Origin of the sequence: Desnuesiella massiliensis, assembly GCF_001403615.1 — a bacterium.
GTDB classification, from domain to species: domain Bacteria; phylum Bacillota; class Clostridia; order Clostridiales; family Clostridiaceae; genus Desnuesiella; species Desnuesiella massiliensis.
Map to the genome: position 1 here is coordinate 39,999 of NZ_LN879453.1, position 18,113 is coordinate 58,111.

The following is an 18,113-nucleotide window of genomic DNA, read 5'->3' on the forward strand; positions in this document are numbered from 1 at the left end:
TATGGAAAAAATGAAAAACTTTTTTATGAAGAATAAAGTAAATCTAATAGTACTTGTAATAGCTATAATTTTTCCACAAATATTTTCTTTATTAGGTTCACCTCTTAAAACTAGTACATTAACACTTATAAATTTAGGAGGTATATATGTTATAGCTGCTATTGGCTACAATATATTACTTGGCTATGCTGGCCAAATTTCATTAGGACATGCTGCCTTTATCGGATTAGGAGCCTATGTAACTGCTAATTTAGCTATAAAATTCCACGCACCATTCATTATTTCTTTATTAGCATCTATAGTGGTGACCGCTATATTAGGATTTATTTTAGGACTTCCAGCACTAAGATTAGAAGGAAATTATTTAGCTATAGCTACTTTAGGCTTTGGAGTTGCCTTTGAACATATTTTTATGGAATTTGAAAAATTTACTGGAGGATTTTCTGGAATTAAAGGAATTCCACCAATTAATATCTTTGGATATGAGTTTAAAACAAGGATGAGTATGTACTATTTTATACTATGTTTCATAGTCATATCTGTAATCGTTGCCAAAAATATAATAAAAACCAAGACAGGAAGGGCCTTGATGGCGCTTAGAGACAGTGAGATTGCAGCAAACTCTTTAGGGGTAAATACATCAAAGTATAAGACTATTGCCTTTGTAATCAGTGCATCTTATGCCGGTGTGGCAGGGTGCTTATGGGCTTATCTATTTAGACAGGTATATCCTCAATCCTTTGGCATGGGGATTTCACTTAACTTGCTAGCTATGATAGTAATAGGAGGATTAGCTACCATACCAGGGTCTATTGTGGGAGCTATGTTCATGACTATGCTTCCTGAATATATGAAAAGTATTGACATAAAAAATGGAGCTACTATATTAACGGGTATATTATTGATTATTACAGTTATGTATTTCCCTCTTGGAATAGTGCAAATAGTTCAAAAAATCAAATACAAAGTTAAGGCAAGCTTTTCAAAAAAAACAAAAGCTTCTCTAAGTAAGGAGGGGTAATAAATGGCTGAAGTTCAATTAAAAGTTGAGAATTTATCTATAGCCTTCGGTGGATTAAAGGCAGTAGATGACTTGAGCTTTGATATTAGCAAGGGGCAGATATATGGACTTATAGGACCTAATGGAGCAGGAAAAACTACAGTATTTAATATGATAAGCCAATTTTATAAGCCTGATAGTGGTAAGGTAACTTTTGAGGGAAAAGTTGCTACGGAATTAAAAGTATTTCAGATGGTAGATATAGGAGTAACAAGAACTTTCCAAAATGTTGAGCTGTTTAAAAATATGACAGTTTTGGATAATCTGCTTGTAGGATATCACTCAAAAATAAAATATGGAACTTTTGCAAGTATGTTTATGCTTCCAAAAGTAATGAAGGAAGAGAAAAAGGCCAAGGAAGAAGCACTACAAATCCTTGACTTTTTAGGAATAAGAGAATACGAAAATCGTTTAGTTATAAATCTACCTTATGGAATTCAAAAATTAATTGAATTGGCTAGGGCTCTTATATCAAAGCCAAAATTAATAATATTAGATGAGCCGGCAGCGGGGATGAATGATACTGAAACTAAGGTATTGGCGGAAAGAATTAAAAATATAAGAGATAATTTAGGAATCACTATTCTCTTAGTAGAACATGATATGTCTTTAGTTATGAATATCTGTGATAGAATTACGGTTATAAATTTTGGTAAAAAGATAGCTGAGGGTACGCCTAAAGAGATACAAAATAACCCTGTGGTTATTGAGGCCTATCTAGGGGAGGGTAGTAGTGATGTTTAAGGTAAAAGATTTAGTGGTTAATTATGGGTATGTAAATGTACTTAAAGGTATAAATTTGAATATTGAAGAAGGACAAATAGTTAGTATCTTAGGTGCTAATGGAGCCGGTAAAACTACTACCTTAAAGGCTATTTCAGGGCTTGTTCCAATAATTTCTGGAGAGATAGAGTTTAAGGGTCAGAGGATCAATGGATTATCTGCAGATAAAGTAGTTTCAAGTGGAATTGTTCATTGTCCTGAAGGAAGAAAGATATTTCCTCAATTAACAGTTGAAGAGAATCTTAAAATAGGAAGCTATACAAGAAAGGACAAGGAACAAATAAAAAGAGATTTTGATATGGTTTATAACTATTTTCCACGACTGGGAGAGAGAAAAAAGCAATTAGCTGGTACCTTAAGTGGAGGAGAACAACAAATGTTAGCCATAGGAAGAGGGTTGATGGCTAGACCAAAGCTGTTCATAATGGATGAACCTTCATTGGGATTAGCGCCTATAATTGTAAAGGAAATCTTTGAAATTATAAAAGAGATAAATAAGCAGGGCGTTACTGTATTACTAGTAGAGCAAAATGCTTATCAAACTATAAAGATATCTGATTATGTTTATATACTAGAGACAGGAACCATATCAATGCATGGTAATGCAAGGGAATTAGAGAATAATGATAGTATTAAAAAATCATATTTAGGTGGTTAATAGCCCTATTTAAGAAAACTTAAATAGCTATAAAATATATATGTAAATCATGAGGAGGATTTTTATGAAAAAGAAAATATCAATTTTATTAGCAACTATTCTATCCGTATCCTTATTGGCTGGATGCAAAAAAACTGCTGAGACAGGTTCTCAAGGCACCTCAAAGGGAAAGGTAGCCCAAGGAGTAGATGAAAAGACTATTAAAGTTGGAACTATTGGACCTACTTCAGGAGCTGTGGCTGTAGTTGGAATGCCAATGTTACATGGTATGGAAGCTTATTTTAAAATGGTAAATGATGCTGGTGGAGTAAATGGCAGAAAAATAGAATTAATATCTAAGGATGATAGCTTTAAGCCAGACGTAGCTCTTCAAAAGGCAGAAGAATTAGTAGAAAAAGACAAAGTATTTGCTATTGTAGGTCAATTAGGAACACCAGGTTGCTTAGCTACTATTGATTATATGACAGAAAAAGGAATACCTGCCGTATATCAAGGTAGTGGAGCAAGTAAGTTCTCTCAAATAAAGGGAAATTACTTCCCAGTTCAACCAAACTACACTTTCGAAGGCGGATTAATAGCTAAGTATGCCGCTGATGAATTGAAAGCTAAGAAAATAGCTGTTATATATGAAAACAATGATATAGGAAAAGAAGGAGCAGATGGTATCAAAGCTAAATTAAAGAAAATGGGAAAAGACAGTTTATTAGTTGAAGAAATTGCTTATAACCCAGCAGATGTTGACTTTTCAGCTCACGTTCAAAAGCTAGCTGCTAAGGCACCAGATGTAACTGTTATATATGGTAATGCAAAGCCTACAGCAGGCATCGTTAATGAAGCTAAGAAACAAGGTTTTAAAACTCAATTTATGACTTCTTATATAGTAGCAGACGTAACTTTATTCCAATTAGCTAAAGATGCGTGGAATGGTGCTATAACAGCTGCATGGGTTGCTGATATCACAGATGCAAATAATGTAGAAGCTAAAAAGTTTATAGATACGTTTAAAAAATACTATCCAAATGAAGTTCCTAATGCTTATGCTGTAGCAGGATGGGTAGCAGCTCAAGTATTTACTGAAGGATTAAAGAAAGTAAATGGTGATTTAACTTGGGAAAACTATATTAAAGCTATGGAATCAATTAATAACTTTGGCGAAGGTATAGCAAAAGGTATAACTTATACAAAGGATAAGAGAAATGGTGTTGAAAAAATGTACTTTATGAAAGCTAAATATGTAGATGATAAGACTTTCAGCTACGAGAAAATAACTGACTTTATAGGTGCAGAATAGTATATTATGATTGTAATGCAAACAGAAAATGCTTCCCCCTTTTGGCATTCTCTGTTTGCATCAGTTTTTAAACTTTATAAAAATTAGGAGGGATGCTTTATGGCAAAAGTAACACTAAATGATTATGAGTTGAATTATGAAATTTATGGAGAAGGTGAGCCCTTAATTTTTTTAAATGGTATAATGATGAGTACCTTAAGTTGGAGACCTTTTGTAGATTTTTTTAAAGACTATAAGCTTATATTTATAGATTTGATTGATCAAGGTTCATCCAGTAAAGGTAAGGAAGGCTATACACAGGATATCCACGTGGATATGCTTGAAGAGTTTTTTAATAAGATGAATGTTAATAAAGTTCATATGCTAGGTATATCTTATGGTGGAGAGGTGGCTATGAAATTTGCTTTGAAATATCCAGAAAAACTTTATAGCTTAATTCTATCAAATACTACTAGCTATACTAATGAGCTAATGAAAGATATAGAAGATATATGGGCTTATGCTGCTGGAACATATAACGGCAGGATTTTCTTTAAAGCTACTATGCCATATATTTATTCATATAAATTCTATGAAGAGAATGCAAAGTGGTTAAAAGATAGAGAGAACTTACTAGTTAATTCTTTAACCCCAGAATGGTATGATGGCTTTATAAGGGCTATTAGAAGTGCATCTACCCTAAATATTACTGAGGCTATAGAAACTATAGAGCTTCCGACTTTAATAATAGGAGCAGATTTAGATGTTATAACACCACTACCTTATCAAGAGGTTATAAATAAGAAAATAAAAGATTCTAGATTTGTAGTTATTAAGGATTCAGGACATGCTTCCATGTATGAAAAGCCCTATGAGTTTGCAGCGTTAGTTAATGGATTCCTAAAGAATTATGATAAAAAAATAAATATTATCTAAGCCATAGTAAAAAAATTATACAGTGAAGAAGACCTAATATAAATAGCTGGCCCAATCCAGCTATTTTTTTAAGGTACCTTCCATAGTCCTATAAGTATTATTTAGATTTTAGCAGTTATACTAGTAATTTCTTGATAAAACCCCATATAAAAGTCAATTATTATTATGAAATTGGTTACATATCTAGTATAATATAAATAGGGGGAGATGAACTTGAAGAAGATAATTGGAAATAAAGAGTTTTTAGATTTTTGTTATGATGTTTTTGATAAGCTTCCTATTGCTGTAGATATATTAGATAATGAAGGTAAAATAGTTTACATGAACAAAACCTTTAGCGATTTTCTAAAGAAGCCTAGGGAAGAGCTTATAGGAAAAATTGTTACAGAAGCAAATCCTACCTCCAAATTTTTAGATACCCTAAAGAAAAAACAGGCAGAAATAGCTTGTAGGCACAAATTTGAAAATGGGAAAGAAGCTATAGTGCATAGAATTCCTATAATTGATGACAAAGGTGAAGTTGTTGGCGGATTTGGTATGGTATTGTTTGAAGAAATAAGCAAGATGCAAGAGCTTCTTAATAAATTTAAACTCTTAGATAAAGAATTAAAGCTTTATAAAAATGAGATAGCTAGATTAAATATTGCTAAATATAATTTAGACGACATTATAGGGCAATCTCAATCCATGGTTAAGAGCAAAAGCAAGGTTAAAAAATTTGCTAAGGTTAACTCAAATGTTTTAATTTTAGGGGAAAGTGGTGTAGGAAAAGAGTTATTTGCACATTCTATTCATAATGAAAGCATTAGAAGAGATAAACCATTCATTAGTGTAAATTGCTCTGCTATTCCAGAAAATTTAATGGAATCTGAATTCTTTGGCTATGAAGAAGGAACCTTTACTGGAGCTAAAAAAGGGGGAAATATAGGTAAATTTCAACTAGCCCATGGGGGTACTATTTTTTTAGATGAAATTGCTGAAACTCCCTTGCATATGCAGGCAAAGCTCCTTAGGGTGCTGCAAGAAAAAGAAGTACAACCTATAGGGGCAAAGTCACCTACAAAATTGGATGTGAGAGTAGTTTGTGCTACTCATAAAAATTTAGAGCAGATGGTTGAAGATGGCAAATTTAGAGAGGATTTATATTATAGATTAAATGTATTAACCTTAGATATACCTCCTTTAAGAGAAAGAAAGGAAGATATTCCGCAATTAATAGATACCTTCCTTACAGCGTTTTATAAAGAAACTGGAATGTATAGGCATATACCTAAAAATGTTTTTGAGGTGCTAGTTAATTATGCATGGCCGGGTAATGTTAGAGAGCTAAGAAATATTATTGAAAAAATATGTGTAAATGCAGAAGAGGTAAATATAAGCATTTCTGATTTACCACCTTATATAATAAATGGATCTATAAAGAATAGAACTACTGTATCAGGTGGAAGCTTAAAGGATATATTAGATTCCATAGAGAAGGAAGTCATAATAAATACTTTAAAAGAATGTAATTATAATAAATCTGAAACTGCAAAGAAATTAAGTATACCAAGAGCTTCCTTATATAGAAAATTGGAAGAGTACGGAATTGACGTAAAAATGTAATAAACCTATACAGTGTTACAATTTAATACAAAAGACGCCTTAGGGCGTCTTTTTTAATGCACAGTTCACAAGGCATATTTCGCAACTTTTTGCTTTGGCATGATTATTGCTAAATATATTACCAGAGATTAAATGTTAAGGATTACATTGAATTCTTTATAATTTAATGTATGTAAAATTGGAGGGATTACTGTGCATAAACATGTAGGTATAGTAGGCTTTGGAGTTTATCTTCCAGAAACTATTATGACAGCAAAAGAAGTTAGTGAAGCAACAGGAGGTAAGTGGACTGAAGAAGCAGTTATAGAGAAGCTTGGGTTTGAAAAGAAAACTATTGCAGCAGCCAATGACGGTACTCAAGAAATGGGATATTTAGCTGCAATGGATTGCCTAAAAAATACAGGAGTTGATCCAAAAGATATAGATTTAATTATTTGTATTGGAGAAGAGTGGAAGGAGTATCCATTAACTACTTCTGCAATGTACATTCAACATAAAATTGGTGCTGTTAATGCTTTTGGATTTGATATTGCTCAAAGATGCTGTACACAAATTACTTCTATGAAAATAGCTAAGGATATGATGATGTCCGATGACAATATAAATACAGTCCTAATTGCTGGTGGATATAGAAATGGAGACTTTATTGATTATAAGAATCAAAGAGTAAGTTTTATGTTTAATTTAGCTGCAGGTGGTGGAGCTGTTATATTAAAGAAAAACTATGGCCAAAATGAATTGCTAGAATCATCAATCATAACTGATGGGTCTTTCTCAAGGGATGTAGGTGTAGTATATGGAGGAACTGAAACTTTAATTAACAATGACAATCTAGAAGTAGCTTATAAGTCTTTAGATGTTATGGATGTTGAAGGAATGAAGAGCAGATTAAATGAAAAATCAACTCCAAATTTCTTAAAGGTTATAAGAGAATCTTTAAAAAAGAGTGGATATAGTCAAGAGGATATAGATTATATAGCTATGATTCACTTTAAATATTCAGCTCATAAGTTTATATTAAGTGAGCTAGGAGTTCCAGAATCAAAATCTATTTATTTAAAGGATTATGGTCATATGGGACAAATTGATCAAATATTGTCAATGAAATTAGCGTTAGAACAAGGAAAAATTAAAAACGGAGATATCGTTGTAACTGTAGGTGCAGGTATTGGTTATGCATGGGCTGCTAATACAATTAAGTGGGGATATATATACGAATAGAGGTGACTTAAATGGATTATAAAGAGCAATATAAAAGAAAGCTCATAAATGTGGAAGAAGCTCTAGAAAAAGTTAAGTCCGGAGACGAATTAGTTGTAGCCATGGCTGGAGCGGAACCAAAGAGTTTTTTAGAAAGACTTCATGAAATAAAAGATAAGGTAGAGGATGTTTCGGTAATAACTTGTTTAAACATGAACGATTATAAATTTTGTTCTGAACCAGAGATGAAGGGGCACTTTTTAAATGAAACTTGGTTTTATAGTCCTTTAACAAGAAAAGCTCATAGCTTTGGTACAGCTACTTTTATTCCTAATCATCTTCATTTATCTGCTATTAAAAGATTAGATTACAAAAGACCTAATATATTTGTAGGAACAGCTACTCCTATGGATAAGCATGGATATTTTTCTTTGTCCTTGTCTGTAACCTACGAGAGAGACTATATTGAAAAAGCTGATATTGTTGTATTAGAAATAAACGATAAGCTTCCAAGGGTTTACGGCGACACAGCCGTACACATTAGTGAAGTAGACTTTGTATATGAAAATTCCGTAGAAGTGCCCGAACTAGCTATAGTGGAACCAAGCCAAAAGGATATGGTTATAGGCAATTATATTGCTGATTTAGTTGAGGATGGCTCAACAATTCAACTTGGTATTGGAGGTATTCCTAATGCTGTAGCTAAAGCCTTAGTAAATAAAAAAGATCTTGGAGTTCATACAGAAATGATAACTGATGGAATGTATGATCTTTATGAAGCTGGGGTTATAACTAATAGAAGAAAAACTCTTCACAAAAATAAGTTAATTGGTACCTTTGCCCTTGGAACTAAAAAACTATATGATTTTATTGATGATAATTTAGCAGTGGAGCTAAAGAGAGGTAGTTATACCAATGACCCTTATGTAATAGGACAGAACTATAAGATGGTATCAATTAATACTTCCTTACAAATAGATTTGACAGGACAATGCTGTTCAGAATCCTTAGGATCTAAACAGTATAGCGGTACTGGCGGACAATCGGATACTGCAGTAGGAGCACAAAATAGCTTAGGTGGAAAATCAATAATTGCTTTATATTCTACTGCGAAAAAAGATACTATTTCTACTATTGTTCCATTCTTGACTTTAGGGGCAGTAGTATCCTTCTCAAGAAATGATGTAGATTATGTGGTTACTGAGTATGGAGTAGCACCTTTAAGAGGAAGATCTGTTAGGGAGAGAGTAAACAATCTTATATCCATAGCTCATCCTAACTTTAAGGAAGAATTAAAAAAGGAAGCCCAAAAGAATTTAATATGGTAATAAATACATTGTATTTTAAAAATATAATTAATGAAAGGCGGTATAGCTATGATAGGAAAAACCATAGACGAAATTAAAATAGGAGATAAAGCTTGTTTTGAAAAAACTATATCAGAAACAGATGTATATCTGTTTGCAGGCATAACAGGGGATTTAAATCCTGCACATATTAATCAAGTAGCTTCAGAGCAAACTATGTTCAAAGGGAGAATTGCTCACGGCATATTAGTAAGCGGATTGATTTCCACAGTTTTGGGAATGTATCTTCCAGGGCCAGGAACTATTTATTTAGGACAAGAATTAAAATTTACTGCGCCTGTTAAAATTGGAGATACTATAAAAGCTGAAGTTGAAGTTATAGAAATGGTTACAGAGAAAAATAGAATCAAGCTAAGAACTGTTTGTACAAATCAAGATGGGAAAGTTGTTATTGATGGTGTGGCAACAGTAATGCCTCCCAAAAGGGCATAACTTAAAAATATAGATAGAGATAAATAATAAAAATTCACATGGACGGAATACAGCTGATAGTTAATATCGGCTGTATTTATTTTTGATTTCAATTGAATTATGGGAATATATAGGGTAAAATTTATATATCATGAATAATAGGAGTGATTATAGTATGGATAGAGTACTCCTTGTAAATGATTGCAGATTTGAGAGTATGATCATAAAGGATATTCTGGAGGATTTGGGGTATGAGGTTAACATTTCCAGTGAAATTAGTGCTTTAGAAGATATAAGTAATTATAGGCCCAATGTAGTTATCTGTAACCTTATAATGAAAAAAACTACAGGAGATAAGTTAATTCAAAAATTTAAAGAAAGAGATCCAAAACTAAAATGTATACTCTCATCTAGTAATGATTTAAAAGTTGAGGATTTTAAGAAATATAATGTTGATAGTATAATAAAAACCCCTATAACAAAGGACAAGCTAAAAGAAGTGATTGAAAAAAATAAAGCAGTCAATAACGCAGATTTAGAGCTTTTAAAAAGCATTATAGCTGAAAATAAAAAAGAAATGAAAAAAGAATTTACTTTCTGTCCTTATTGTGGAGAGAAGCTAAATGGAGTTTATAAATTCTGCCCATATTGCGGTAGCAAAATATAAAAAATTCACAGTGCCCAATTGCGAATTGTGCACTGTGAATTGTGAATTATACGAGTTCTTCCCATTCTAAATATAGTTCGTCAATTTCATTTTGAATTGCTTGAATCTTTTTACTGATTTCTTCACTTTTTGCAGAATTTGAATAGACCTCTTCTAGACAGAGCATACCTTGTAACTCTAATAAATTAGATTCTTTATCAGCGATAGTCTTTTCTATATTTTTTAACCTTTGAAGAGCTTCTTTAGCCTGCTTTTCTGATTCCCTCTTTTTTCTTTTCTCTTCTGAAATTTGAGTTTTAGTTTTACCTGTATATTCTTCTACACCTTCATATCTATTAGGATTCTTCTTTTTTTCTACATAATAATTATAGTTTCCAAGGTACTCCTTTATGCCATCTTCATTAAGCTCCAAAATTTTATTTATAACCTTATTAAGGAAATATCTATCATGAGAGATAACTAGTATGGTGCCATCATAATCTAGAATAGCTTCTTCTAAAGCTTCTCTCGACATTATATCTAAATGGTTAGTGGGCTCATCTAGTAGTAAAAAGTTAGATTTGGAGAGCATGAGCTTCAATAAATTAATTCTACATTTTTCTCCACCACTTAAATGGGATATCTTCTTAAATACATCATCACCCGTGAAAAGAAATGCAGCTAAAGCATTCCTAACTTGGGTAGTAGTTAGATCAGGAAAGTCATCCCAAACTTCATCTAATACGGTTTTATCATCATTTAGATTAGACTGCTCTTGGTCATAGTATCCTAGGAATACATTTTTGCCCAAGACCTTGATACCCTCATTAGGAACTTCTCTATCCATAATTATTCTAAATAGAGTAGTTTTACCTCTACCGTTTTCACCTATAAGTGCTAGTTTTTCATTTCTTTTAATATCTAAAAATACATTAGAAAATAATTTTTTGTCTCCAAAGCTTTTACTTAAATTCTCTACATGAAGTACATCATTACCGCTTTTTATTTGAGTTTCAAATTTAATTTTTGAAGCCTTTTGCTCTTTATCAGGAGCTTCTATTCTTTCTATTTTTGCTAAGGCCTTTTCTCTGCTTTCTGCAGCTCTAATACTTTTTTCCCTATTGAAAGATCTATATTTTTCAATAATATCTTCTTGTCTTTTGATTTCTATTTGTTGAAGATTATAAGCTTTTAACTGAGTTTCATAGTCTTTTTTCTTTAATTCTAAAAATTTAGTATAATTTGCATTGTAACAATTAACATGACCATTTATTAGTTCATAGGTATGTGAGGTTATAGAGTCGAGGAAAAATCTATCATGAGATATTAATATAATGGTACCTTTATAGCCTTTTAAATATTCCTCTAGCCATTCGATAGCTTCCAAATCCAAATGGTTAGTTGGTTCATCTAGCAGCAATATATCTGGCTTTATTAATAGGAGCTTACATAGAGCTACCCTGGTTTTTTGCCCACCACTTAATATATTTATACTTTTATTAAAATCTTCTTCAGTAAAACCCAATCCTTTTAGTATTCTGTTTATTTCTCCTTTGTAGGTGTATCCACCTCTGTGAGTATATAATTCAGAAAAGGTAGTATAGTCCTTAATCAGCCTATTATGATAAGAGGCATTATTTTCATCATAGGGCTCATTTAATTTTAATTCCAGTTCCTTTAGCCTTTCTTCTAGCTCAATCAAATCCATGAAGACTTTTAACATTTCCTCATAAAGCGTATTACTCATTTCTAAGGATAGATGCTGAGATAAATAACCAATGGTTTTATTCTTATCTATAAATATATCCCCATTATCTTGGCTTAATTCACCAGTTAACAATTTAAACAAGGTAGATTTTCCAGCTCCGTTGGCTCCTATAAATCCAACCTTATCCCCTTCATTTATGTTAAAAGTTATATCCTTTAATATGGTATCTATACCATAACTCTTTTGAACAGATTTACATGAAATAACAATCATAGCTATAACTCCTTTTATGTACTTTTTTAAGAAAAAATAATTTAAATATGCAAAATATAATATTATTACATAAAAGCATAATTTATCAGTTTAATTATACTATATGCATTACAAAAATTCTATTATATATATGGTTATAAATATATATGGTTATAAATATATATGGTTATAAATATATATGTATTTACAGAAAATAAATTATGGTATATAATATAAATGATAATAATTATCATTATTAATTAGAAAAATAAATGTTTATATATAAATAATGAGAAAGGAAGAGAATCATGAGTGTATTAGTTGTAGGCGGAGACAAATTAGGAAATATAAAGGATTATTTGAAGGATCGTGGATTCATGAAGATTAATCATGTTACTGGAAGAAAGAAGGGAGACTTAAAATTAGAGATTCCTGCGGATACGGATCTTGTACTAGTACTTACAGATTTTATAGGACATCAAATGACAAAGACTATAAAAGAAAGAAGTAAATTGACCAATGCAAAAATAATGTATTCCAGGAGAGCTATTAGTCATTTAGAGCAGAACATAAAAGAATTTTTTGATAGCAAAAATTAGTTTTGAAAGGGATTTAGAATTGAATAATAAGTGTATTTATGTCTGTATAGAAAAAGCTTGCTAAGATTTTAGCAAGCTTTTTTTGTGGATCTTATTTTAAGTAGGTATTACCATCTAAAGGTATTAATACTTCCAATGGTGGATTATCGTTTAATAAACCTACGGCATAGATTGTATAGAACCTATTAGGTTTTAAGTTTATGTTTGGAACATTTAAAATTATAGTATTGGTACCTGTAGGCCTAGCCTGAAGAGTATAATTTCCAGGAGCAAGAGGAAGATAGCCTGTTACTTCTTTATATCCTACATCCTTAAATACTTTTTTGCCATCAGGTAGAGTAATATCTACATTGGGAGTATTTGGAGACAAGTGACCAAATCTTACAAAAGCCACGCTTGGGCTTAAGGCTCTATGAGGTTCTATAATAGGGAATAATTGCAAGTCTTTTAACATATTTATTGCAGCTACAGTATATATTGAATTTGGAGCTATTTCAATAGTTGTATTTAAAATCGGTTTATTATAAGTACCAGCAGGATACACCTGTACTTTATATTCCCCTGGAGCTACATTAAGGTATTCAGTAAATTTTTTATAGGGGAGATTCTTGGCAATCAATTTATTATTTGCATAAATATCTACTGCAGGAGCATTAGGGGAAGCATGTAGGATTCTAATATAAGATTTAAGGTTAGGCATATTTTGCATTCTATAATAGTTGTTATTATAATAATTGGAAAAGTTTGGATACATAAAAACCTCCAAATATAAAACTACAATATTATAATATGAGGAATTATTAATAAGGTTACAGGCTATTCAGGAAAATTCAACAGAGCAGCCATAGTAAACATCTCTATAATTTTTAACTATTTAGCTCTCTTCATAGGACTTATGCACAATTTTAAATTTTCCTTCATAAAATAATAAGGAGGGAATTTTATGCTAGCAAACTATAGAAATTTGTTTTTAGGTTTGGATGAAGCTATTAAATTAAATAATGGAAGATGGACAAAATATGTAAATTTTGATAATGCGGCTACCACTCCGCCTTTTAGATGTGTACTGGAAAATATACGTGACTTTGCACCTTGCTATTCATCCGTGCATAGAGGAGCTGGGGTTAAATCCGAAATATGTTCAAGCTTATATGAAAATGGTAGAGAAGTCATTTTGAAATTCTTTAATGCTTCTTCGCTAAAATATGATGTTATTTTTGTAAAGAATACTACAGAGGGTATAAATAAATTAGCCTGTAGATTGATAGGTAGTAAAAGGGATAAGGTATTATCAACCCTGATGGAGCATCACTCTAACGATTTACCTTGGAGAGAAAGATGCGATTTAGATTATGTTAATATAGATTCTAAAGGGAAATTGGATTTAGACAATTTGGAGGAAAAACTTCATAAGGGTAGAGGGGAGATAAAATTTTTAACCTTAACGGGAGCTTCTAATGTAACTGGTTATATAAATGATATACATGGCATTGCAAGGCTTTGCCACAATCATGGTGCCAAAATAATTGTTGACGGAGCACAATTAGTTCCACATAAAACTATTAATTTACAAGGAGGAAATGAGGAAGAAAGTATAGATTTTTTAGTTTTTTCAGCTCATAAAATGTATGCTCCCTTTGGAACAGGTGTGATTATTGCCAAAAAGGATAGTTTCGTTGACGGTATGCCAGAATGTAGGGGCGGCGGTACTGTGAAGGTAGTTACTTTAGATAAAGTAATATGGGATGAGGAGCCTTTTAAAGATGAAGCAGGAACTCCTAATATTATGGGAGTGGTGGCCTTACTATCAGCTATAAGGCAGATTAATTATATAGGTATGAGTAATATTGAAATGGTGGAAAGAGAATTAACTCAGTATCTATTGAATAATTTAAAAAGGCTCGATTATATAAATGTATATGGCAGTGAAGACTTTGAAGAGGATAGACTAGGTATTGTGACCTTAAATATGAGAGGACTCTATCATGAGATACTATCAGAGGAACTTTCTAAAAAATATGGCATATCAGTTAGAAATGGATGCTTTTGTGCACAACCTTATGCACAAAGGCTACTAGGTATAGATAAGAGTGAAATAGATAGGTATGTTAAAAATCCTGATTTGAAAAAGCCGGGTATGGTAAGAGCCAGTTTTGGCCTTTATAATACTTTAGAAGAAATTAATACATTCATCGAGGCTTTAGAGCGAATTTATAAATCTAATGGATTATAGTAATATGAAGAAGTAATTGTAGATTAAAGAGAGCATGTGTAGGAACTAACTGCAGTAATTTTAAGAGTGGATAAGGATAAATATGGGTATATAAAATAATAAAGGAAGCATAGCTTCCTTTATTTACTAAACACTTTAAATTTAGGCATATATTTATCATAATCCAGTGAAACACTACCTTCAATCAAAGGAGCTATATAATTAAATGCCTCTTCAGTAACATTATTATTTTCTTTATTAATCCATTCCGAAGGAAAATATTTTATGCTATTAGCTACCTTACTAGCTTCTACTGGGAAAGTTTCAGAGACATAAGGATTTTCAGAAACTCTCTTAATAGCTGCCATATATCCATTTAACCCTTCTATAGCTAATTCAAGAGCTTTTTCTCCAACTCTATAAGCCTCATCTAAATCTGTTTTAGAAGCTAAATGCATAGCACATCTTTGTATAACTCCTAGTTCTAAGGCTTTGACTCTTTTTGTAATTCCACTATTTATTATAATGTTTTTTAAGAAAGATCCTACGCCACCCAATTGAGCATGTCCAAAATTATCGTGTCCAGAGCTAGTCCCCAGTTCGCTTAGGAATTTTCCATTAGAGTCCTTTAAACCTTCAGAAGCTACAATATATACTTGATTCTTTTCTTTAAATCTTGCGGCTACATCCTTAATGAACTTTTCCCCGTTAAAGGCTACTTCTGGTAAATATATAAAATCTGCTACAGGATGTCCATATAGTTTTGAAATACAAGCGCTAGCTGCTAACCACCCTGTATCCCTACCCATAGTTTCCAATATGAAAATACCATTATTAGTATATACAGAGGCATCTAGATAAGTTTCCAATGCTATAGTAGATATTAATTTAGCAGCGCTACCAAAACCAGGAGTATGATCTGTAATTGGAAGGTCATTGTCTATAGTTTTAGGTATACCAATAACATTTATGGATATATTATTTTCTTTCATATAAGCACTTAGCTTGGCTACAGTGTCCATAGAGTCATTTCCACCTATGTAAAAGAAAGTAGTTATATTATATTCTTTTAATATACTAATTAATTTTTTATATTCGCTGTCATCAATCTCATAACCCTTCATTTTATATCTACAAGATCCTAATCCAGAGGATGGGGTATTCATAAAATGCTTAATATCTTCGCTATTTTCATGAGATAAATTGATTATTTTTTTATTTAGTATACCTTCTATTCCATTAATGCCAGCATAGACATTTTCAAAATATTTAACTTCCTCATTTTTTCTAAATAAGCCTGCTGCGCTAGCATTAATTACAGTGGTTGGACCTCCAGATTGAGCAATTATACAATTAGCCATAAAAAAACTCCCTTCATTAAATATTATATATAGAGTATACGATATATTAAATTTTAAAGATATATCTAAGATGAGTATAATATTTAATTAATTAAACCAGATATTTTAATATAATATATATCATTAAGCTATATATTATATGCGTATAAACCATATTTAGTATAACATATATCTGCGCATATGCAACATTGATATAAGAAAAATTTTTTATTCTTTTTATTACAAATCAATAGTATAATTATTAAGGATAAATAATTATAGAACATTACTAACTGTTTATCTAATAAGGGTACATTTAAGAAAGGGGAAAAGGGATGACTTTATACACTATATTGATTATTGCGTTAGCACTCTCTTTAGATGCTTTTGGAGTAGCACTTAGTATAGGATTAAATTGTGAAGTAAAGACTACAAATAAAGCATATTTTTGCCTATCCTTTGGATTTTTTCAATTTTTATTTGCATTTGTAGGAGCATTTGCAGGGGTGATATTTAATACCTATATTGCATCTATTCCTAGTCTCATAGGGGGAATAGTAATTGCTATTGTTGGAGCATTGATGATTAAGGAAGGAATGGAAGAAAAAGAGGAGTGTATTTTATTAAAGCCACAGATGTATGCTGTGTTAGGTATATCTGTTAGTATAGATGCCTTAGTGGTAGGATTTACTGCTTTAAACACATTATCTAGCAACCTAATGCTATCTTATACAATTCTTATTGGAGTTATTACTTTTATACTATGTATAATGGCTTTTATACTTTCTAAATTTCTACATAAAATTCAATTTATATGTAAATATGCTGATTATATTGGTGGTGTCATTTTAATGTTTTTCGGATTGAAAATGATATTTCTATAAGTATTAATAAATATATTAAGGGTAAGGTGAACAGCTTATATGAAAAATTATTTATCTAAGCTTAGATTAACTAAAGAGGCTCGATTATTAGATTCAAAACTATATATGATAAAAGCCTTTTTTGCTATTGCCACAGCCTATACTATTGCTGCCAATAATTCTATTGCTAAATTAGATATTATATCTGTTCTCTTTGGTTTAATGCTTACTTTGGAGCCTGTGAATTTTACAGGAGTAAGAAGTGGATTAAATCAATTGTATGCATCTATTCTAGGAGTTATTTGCACAGCAGCAATAATTTATGTAGGTGGAATAAATATATTTACTATTGCTTTTTCAATGTCTTTTACACTATATGTATGTCTAAAGCTAAGTTGGCGAGAAGTTTCACCCGTAGCCATATTTACATCCATATATATGACTCAGTATATTCAAAAAACTCCAGAAGGGATTCCTAGTATTCTGCTCACAGCAAGATTAAGGCTTACAGCTTTAGGTGTAGGAGTTTTAATAGCTATAGTATATAATTTTATTTTTTCTATTTTTTCTTATAAGAAGATGGTATATAAAAGAATTTTATTTGTTCTGAATAGTATTGTAGATAATCTAAGAAGCACAAATAATATTTTTTCAGAGGTAGATTACAATTTATTAATAAATCTAAAGGTTAATGTAACTAACTCCTTTATAAATACTGATTGGATATTTTCTCAATTTAAAGATATAGAGAAAGAGAATAAAATTAAGTTTAAATGGACTAAAATTAAAAATATAAAAAAATTACAAGTTATCTTATTAAACCTTAAGCTTATAAGTCATTTAAATTATGATATTTGCTATATTTTAGATGAAAAAATCTCTAACAATATAGGTATTAATAGAGAAGAATATATGACAAAAGAACTAAGTGCTCTAATAGAAGCTTTAGAAAAAATAATTAGTATATTTGAAAGCAGAATAAAAATTAAAAAGATAACTACTGAGAATGTGGATTTGTTTGAATCCTTGAGAGAATTTAATGACAATCGAATTAATGCAAATATAGTGGCTATGGAGAAAGCTCTTAATATAATTGTTAATGAAATGAAGGATATATGATATAATAAATATATGTAGGAATATAAACTAAGCTAATAATTTATATATGTACTAAAATTCCTTATAATACCATTAGTAATATGT

At 31.0% G+C, this 18,113-nt stretch carries 17 protein-coding genes; 14 read left to right on the forward strand and 3 right to left on the reverse strand.

From position 1 onward, the window contains the following. Window position 1: 1 nt before the first annotated feature. The 10 genes from BN2665_RS02780 to BN2665_RS02825 all read left to right on the forward strand — a co-directional run bounded on the left by BN2665_RS02780 (window position 2) and on the right by BN2665_RS02825 (window position 9,957). On the forward strand, window positions 2-1,021 hold the full coding sequence (locus BN2665_RS02780; RefSeq protein ID WP_242865890.1) for a branched-chain amino acid ABC transporter permease: 1,020 nt from the start codon (window positions 2-4) through the stop codon (window positions 1,019-1,021). Between the two features lie 3 nt (window positions 1,022-1,024). Further along, a complete protein-coding gene (locus BN2665_RS02785) occupies window positions 1,025-1,804 on the forward strand; it encodes an ABC transporter ATP-binding protein (RefSeq protein WP_055665595.1) in 780 nt (259 codons plus the stop codon). After that, window positions 1,797-2,501 carry an ABC transporter ATP-binding protein gene (locus BN2665_RS02790; protein ID WP_055665596.1) on the forward strand — a complete coding sequence of 235 codons (705 nt, stop codon included), beginning with the start codon at window positions 1,797-1,799 and terminating at the stop codon, window positions 2,499-2,501. Before BN2665_RS02785 ends, BN2665_RS02790 begins: the two co-directional genes overlap by 8 nt. 64 nt (window positions 2,502-2,565) lie before the next feature. Beyond that, entirely contained in the window at window positions 2,566-3,792 is a 1,227-nt protein-coding gene (locus BN2665_RS02795) for an ABC transporter substrate-binding protein (RefSeq protein ID WP_207643669.1), read from the forward strand. A gap of 99 nt (window positions 3,793-3,891) precedes the next feature. Then, complete coding sequence (locus tag BN2665_RS02800; RefSeq protein WP_055665598.1) at window positions 3,892-4,707, forward strand: alpha/beta fold hydrolase; 816 nt, start codon at window positions 3,892-3,894, stop codon at window positions 4,705-4,707. Between the two features lie 213 nt (window positions 4,708-4,920). After that, complete coding sequence (locus tag BN2665_RS02805) at window positions 4,921-6,312, forward strand: sigma-54 interaction domain-containing protein (RefSeq protein ID WP_207643670.1); 1,392 nt, start codon at window positions 4,921-4,923, stop codon at window positions 6,310-6,312. A 192-nt stretch (window positions 6,313-6,504) separates the two neighbouring features. Next, complete coding sequence (locus BN2665_RS02810; RefSeq protein WP_154674848.1) at window positions 6,505-7,533, forward strand: 3-oxoacyl-ACP synthase; 1,029 nt, start codon at window positions 6,505-6,507, stop codon at window positions 7,531-7,533. An 11-nt stretch (window positions 7,534-7,544) separates the two neighbouring features. Beyond that, window positions 7,545-8,840 carry an acetyl-CoA hydrolase/transferase family protein gene (locus BN2665_RS02815; protein ID WP_055665601.1) on the forward strand — a complete coding sequence of 432 codons (1,296 nt, stop codon included), beginning with the start codon at window positions 7,545-7,547 and terminating at the stop codon, window positions 8,838-8,840. 48 nt (window positions 8,841-8,888) lie between these two features. Then, entirely contained in the window at window positions 8,889-9,311 is a 423-nt protein-coding gene (locus tag BN2665_RS02820) for a MaoC family dehydratase (RefSeq protein ID WP_055665602.1), read from the forward strand. Window positions 9,312-9,465: 154 nt separating this feature from the next. After that, window positions 9,466-9,957, forward strand: a complete 492-nt coding sequence (locus BN2665_RS02825) for a response regulator (protein ID WP_055665603.1) — start codon at window positions 9,466-9,468, stop codon at window positions 9,955-9,957. A 46-nt stretch (window positions 9,958-10,003) separates the two neighbouring features. Here BN2665_RS02825 and abc-f read toward each other — a convergent pair whose 3' ends face one another. Further along, window positions 10,004-11,917 carry a ribosomal protection-like ABC-F family protein gene (gene abc-f, locus BN2665_RS02830; RefSeq protein WP_055665604.1) on the reverse strand — a complete coding sequence of 638 codons (1,914 nt, stop codon included), beginning with the start codon at window positions 11,915-11,917 and terminating at the stop codon, window positions 10,004-10,006. Window positions 11,918-12,204: 287 nt separating this feature from the next. Here abc-f and BN2665_RS02835 point away from each other — a divergent pair, with 287 nt between their 5' ends. Continuing rightward, window positions 12,205-12,495 (forward strand): DUF2325 domain-containing protein, encoded by a 291-nt coding sequence (locus tag BN2665_RS02835; protein ID WP_055665605.1) that lies wholly within the window; start codon window positions 12,205-12,207, stop codon window positions 12,493-12,495. A gap of 91 nt (window positions 12,496-12,586) precedes the next feature. Here the strand turns inward: BN2665_RS02835 and BN2665_RS02840 are convergent, their stop codons facing one another. Beyond that, a complete protein-coding gene (locus BN2665_RS02840) occupies window positions 12,587-13,249 on the reverse strand; it encodes a DUF4397 domain-containing protein (RefSeq protein ID WP_082435775.1) in 663 nt (220 codons plus the stop codon). 189 nt (window positions 13,250-13,438) lie between these two features. Here BN2665_RS02840 and BN2665_RS02845 point away from each other — a divergent pair, with 189 nt between their 5' ends. Next, on the forward strand, window positions 13,439-14,728 hold the full coding sequence (locus tag BN2665_RS02845) for an aminotransferase class V-fold PLP-dependent enzyme (protein ID WP_055665606.1): 1,290 nt from the start codon (window positions 13,439-13,441) through the stop codon (window positions 14,726-14,728). Between the two features lie 119 nt (window positions 14,729-14,847). Here the strand turns inward: BN2665_RS02845 and BN2665_RS02850 are convergent, their stop codons facing one another. Beyond that, on the reverse strand, window positions 14,848-16,068 hold the full coding sequence (locus tag BN2665_RS02850; protein ID WP_055665607.1) for a 6-phosphofructokinase: 1,221 nt from the start codon (window positions 16,066-16,068) through the stop codon (window positions 14,848-14,850). Between the two features lie 314 nt (window positions 16,069-16,382). Here BN2665_RS02850 and BN2665_RS02855 point away from each other — a divergent pair, with 314 nt between their 5' ends. Then, window positions 16,383-16,931 carry a manganese efflux pump MntP gene (locus tag BN2665_RS02855; RefSeq protein ID WP_055665608.1) on the forward strand — a complete coding sequence of 183 codons (549 nt, stop codon included), beginning with the start codon at window positions 16,383-16,385 and terminating at the stop codon, window positions 16,929-16,931. 39 nt (window positions 16,932-16,970) lie between these two features. Beyond that, on the forward strand, window positions 16,971-18,029 hold the full coding sequence (locus tag BN2665_RS02860; RefSeq protein ID WP_055665609.1) for an aromatic acid exporter family protein: 1,059 nt from the start codon (window positions 16,971-16,973) through the stop codon (window positions 18,027-18,029). The last annotated feature ends 84 nt before the right edge of the window (window positions 18,030-18,113 follow it).

What these genes read in the sequence shown, in the direction of transcription:
- BN2665_RS02795 (WP_207643669.1), top strand. Translation starts at nt 2,566, where the DNA reads ATGAAAAAGAAAATATCAATTTTATTAGCAACTATTCTATCCGTATCC.
- BN2665_RS02790 (WP_055665596.1), top strand. Translation starts at nt 1,797, where the DNA reads ATGTTTAAGGTAAAAGATTTAGTGGTTAATTATGGGTATGTAAATGTA.
- BN2665_RS02840 (WP_082435775.1), bottom strand. Translation starts at nt 13,249, where the DNA reads ATGTATCCAAACTTTTCCAATTATTATAATAACAACTATTATAGAATG.
- BN2665_RS02820 (WP_055665602.1), top strand. Translation starts at nt 8,889, where the DNA reads ATGATAGGAAAAACCATAGACGAAATTAAAATAGGAGATAAAGCTTGT.
- BN2665_RS02815 (WP_055665601.1), top strand. Translation starts at nt 7,545, where the DNA reads ATGGATTATAAAGAGCAATATAAAAGAAAGCTCATAAATGTGGAAGAA.
- BN2665_RS02845 (WP_055665606.1), top strand. Translation starts at nt 13,439, where the DNA reads ATGCTAGCAAACTATAGAAATTTGTTTTTAGGTTTGGATGAAGCTATT.
- BN2665_RS02850 (WP_055665607.1), bottom strand. Translation starts at nt 16,068, where the DNA reads ATGGCTAATTGTATAATTGCTCAATCTGGAGGTCCAACCACTGTAATT.
- BN2665_RS02785 (WP_055665595.1), top strand. Translation starts at nt 1,025, where the DNA reads ATGGCTGAAGTTCAATTAAAAGTTGAGAATTTATCTATAGCCTTCGGT.
- BN2665_RS02835 (WP_055665605.1), top strand. Translation starts at nt 12,205, where the DNA reads ATGAGTGTATTAGTTGTAGGCGGAGACAAATTAGGAAATATAAAGGAT.
- abc-f (WP_055665604.1), bottom strand. Translation starts at nt 11,917, where the DNA reads ATGATTGTTATTTCATGTAAATCTGTTCAAAAGAGTTATGGTATAGAT.
- BN2665_RS02800 (WP_055665598.1), top strand. Translation starts at nt 3,892, where the DNA reads ATGGCAAAAGTAACACTAAATGATTATGAGTTGAATTATGAAATTTAT.
- BN2665_RS02825 (WP_055665603.1), top strand. Translation starts at nt 9,466, where the DNA reads ATGGATAGAGTACTCCTTGTAAATGATTGCAGATTTGAGAGTATGATC.
- BN2665_RS02855 (WP_055665608.1), top strand. Translation starts at nt 16,383, where the DNA reads ATGACTTTATACACTATATTGATTATTGCGTTAGCACTCTCTTTAGAT.
- BN2665_RS02780 (WP_242865890.1), top strand. Translation starts at nt 2, where the DNA reads ATGGAAAAAATGAAAAACTTTTTTATGAAGAATAAAGTAAATCTAATA.
- BN2665_RS02860 (WP_055665609.1), top strand. Translation starts at nt 16,971, where the DNA reads ATGAAAAATTATTTATCTAAGCTTAGATTAACTAAAGAGGCTCGATTA.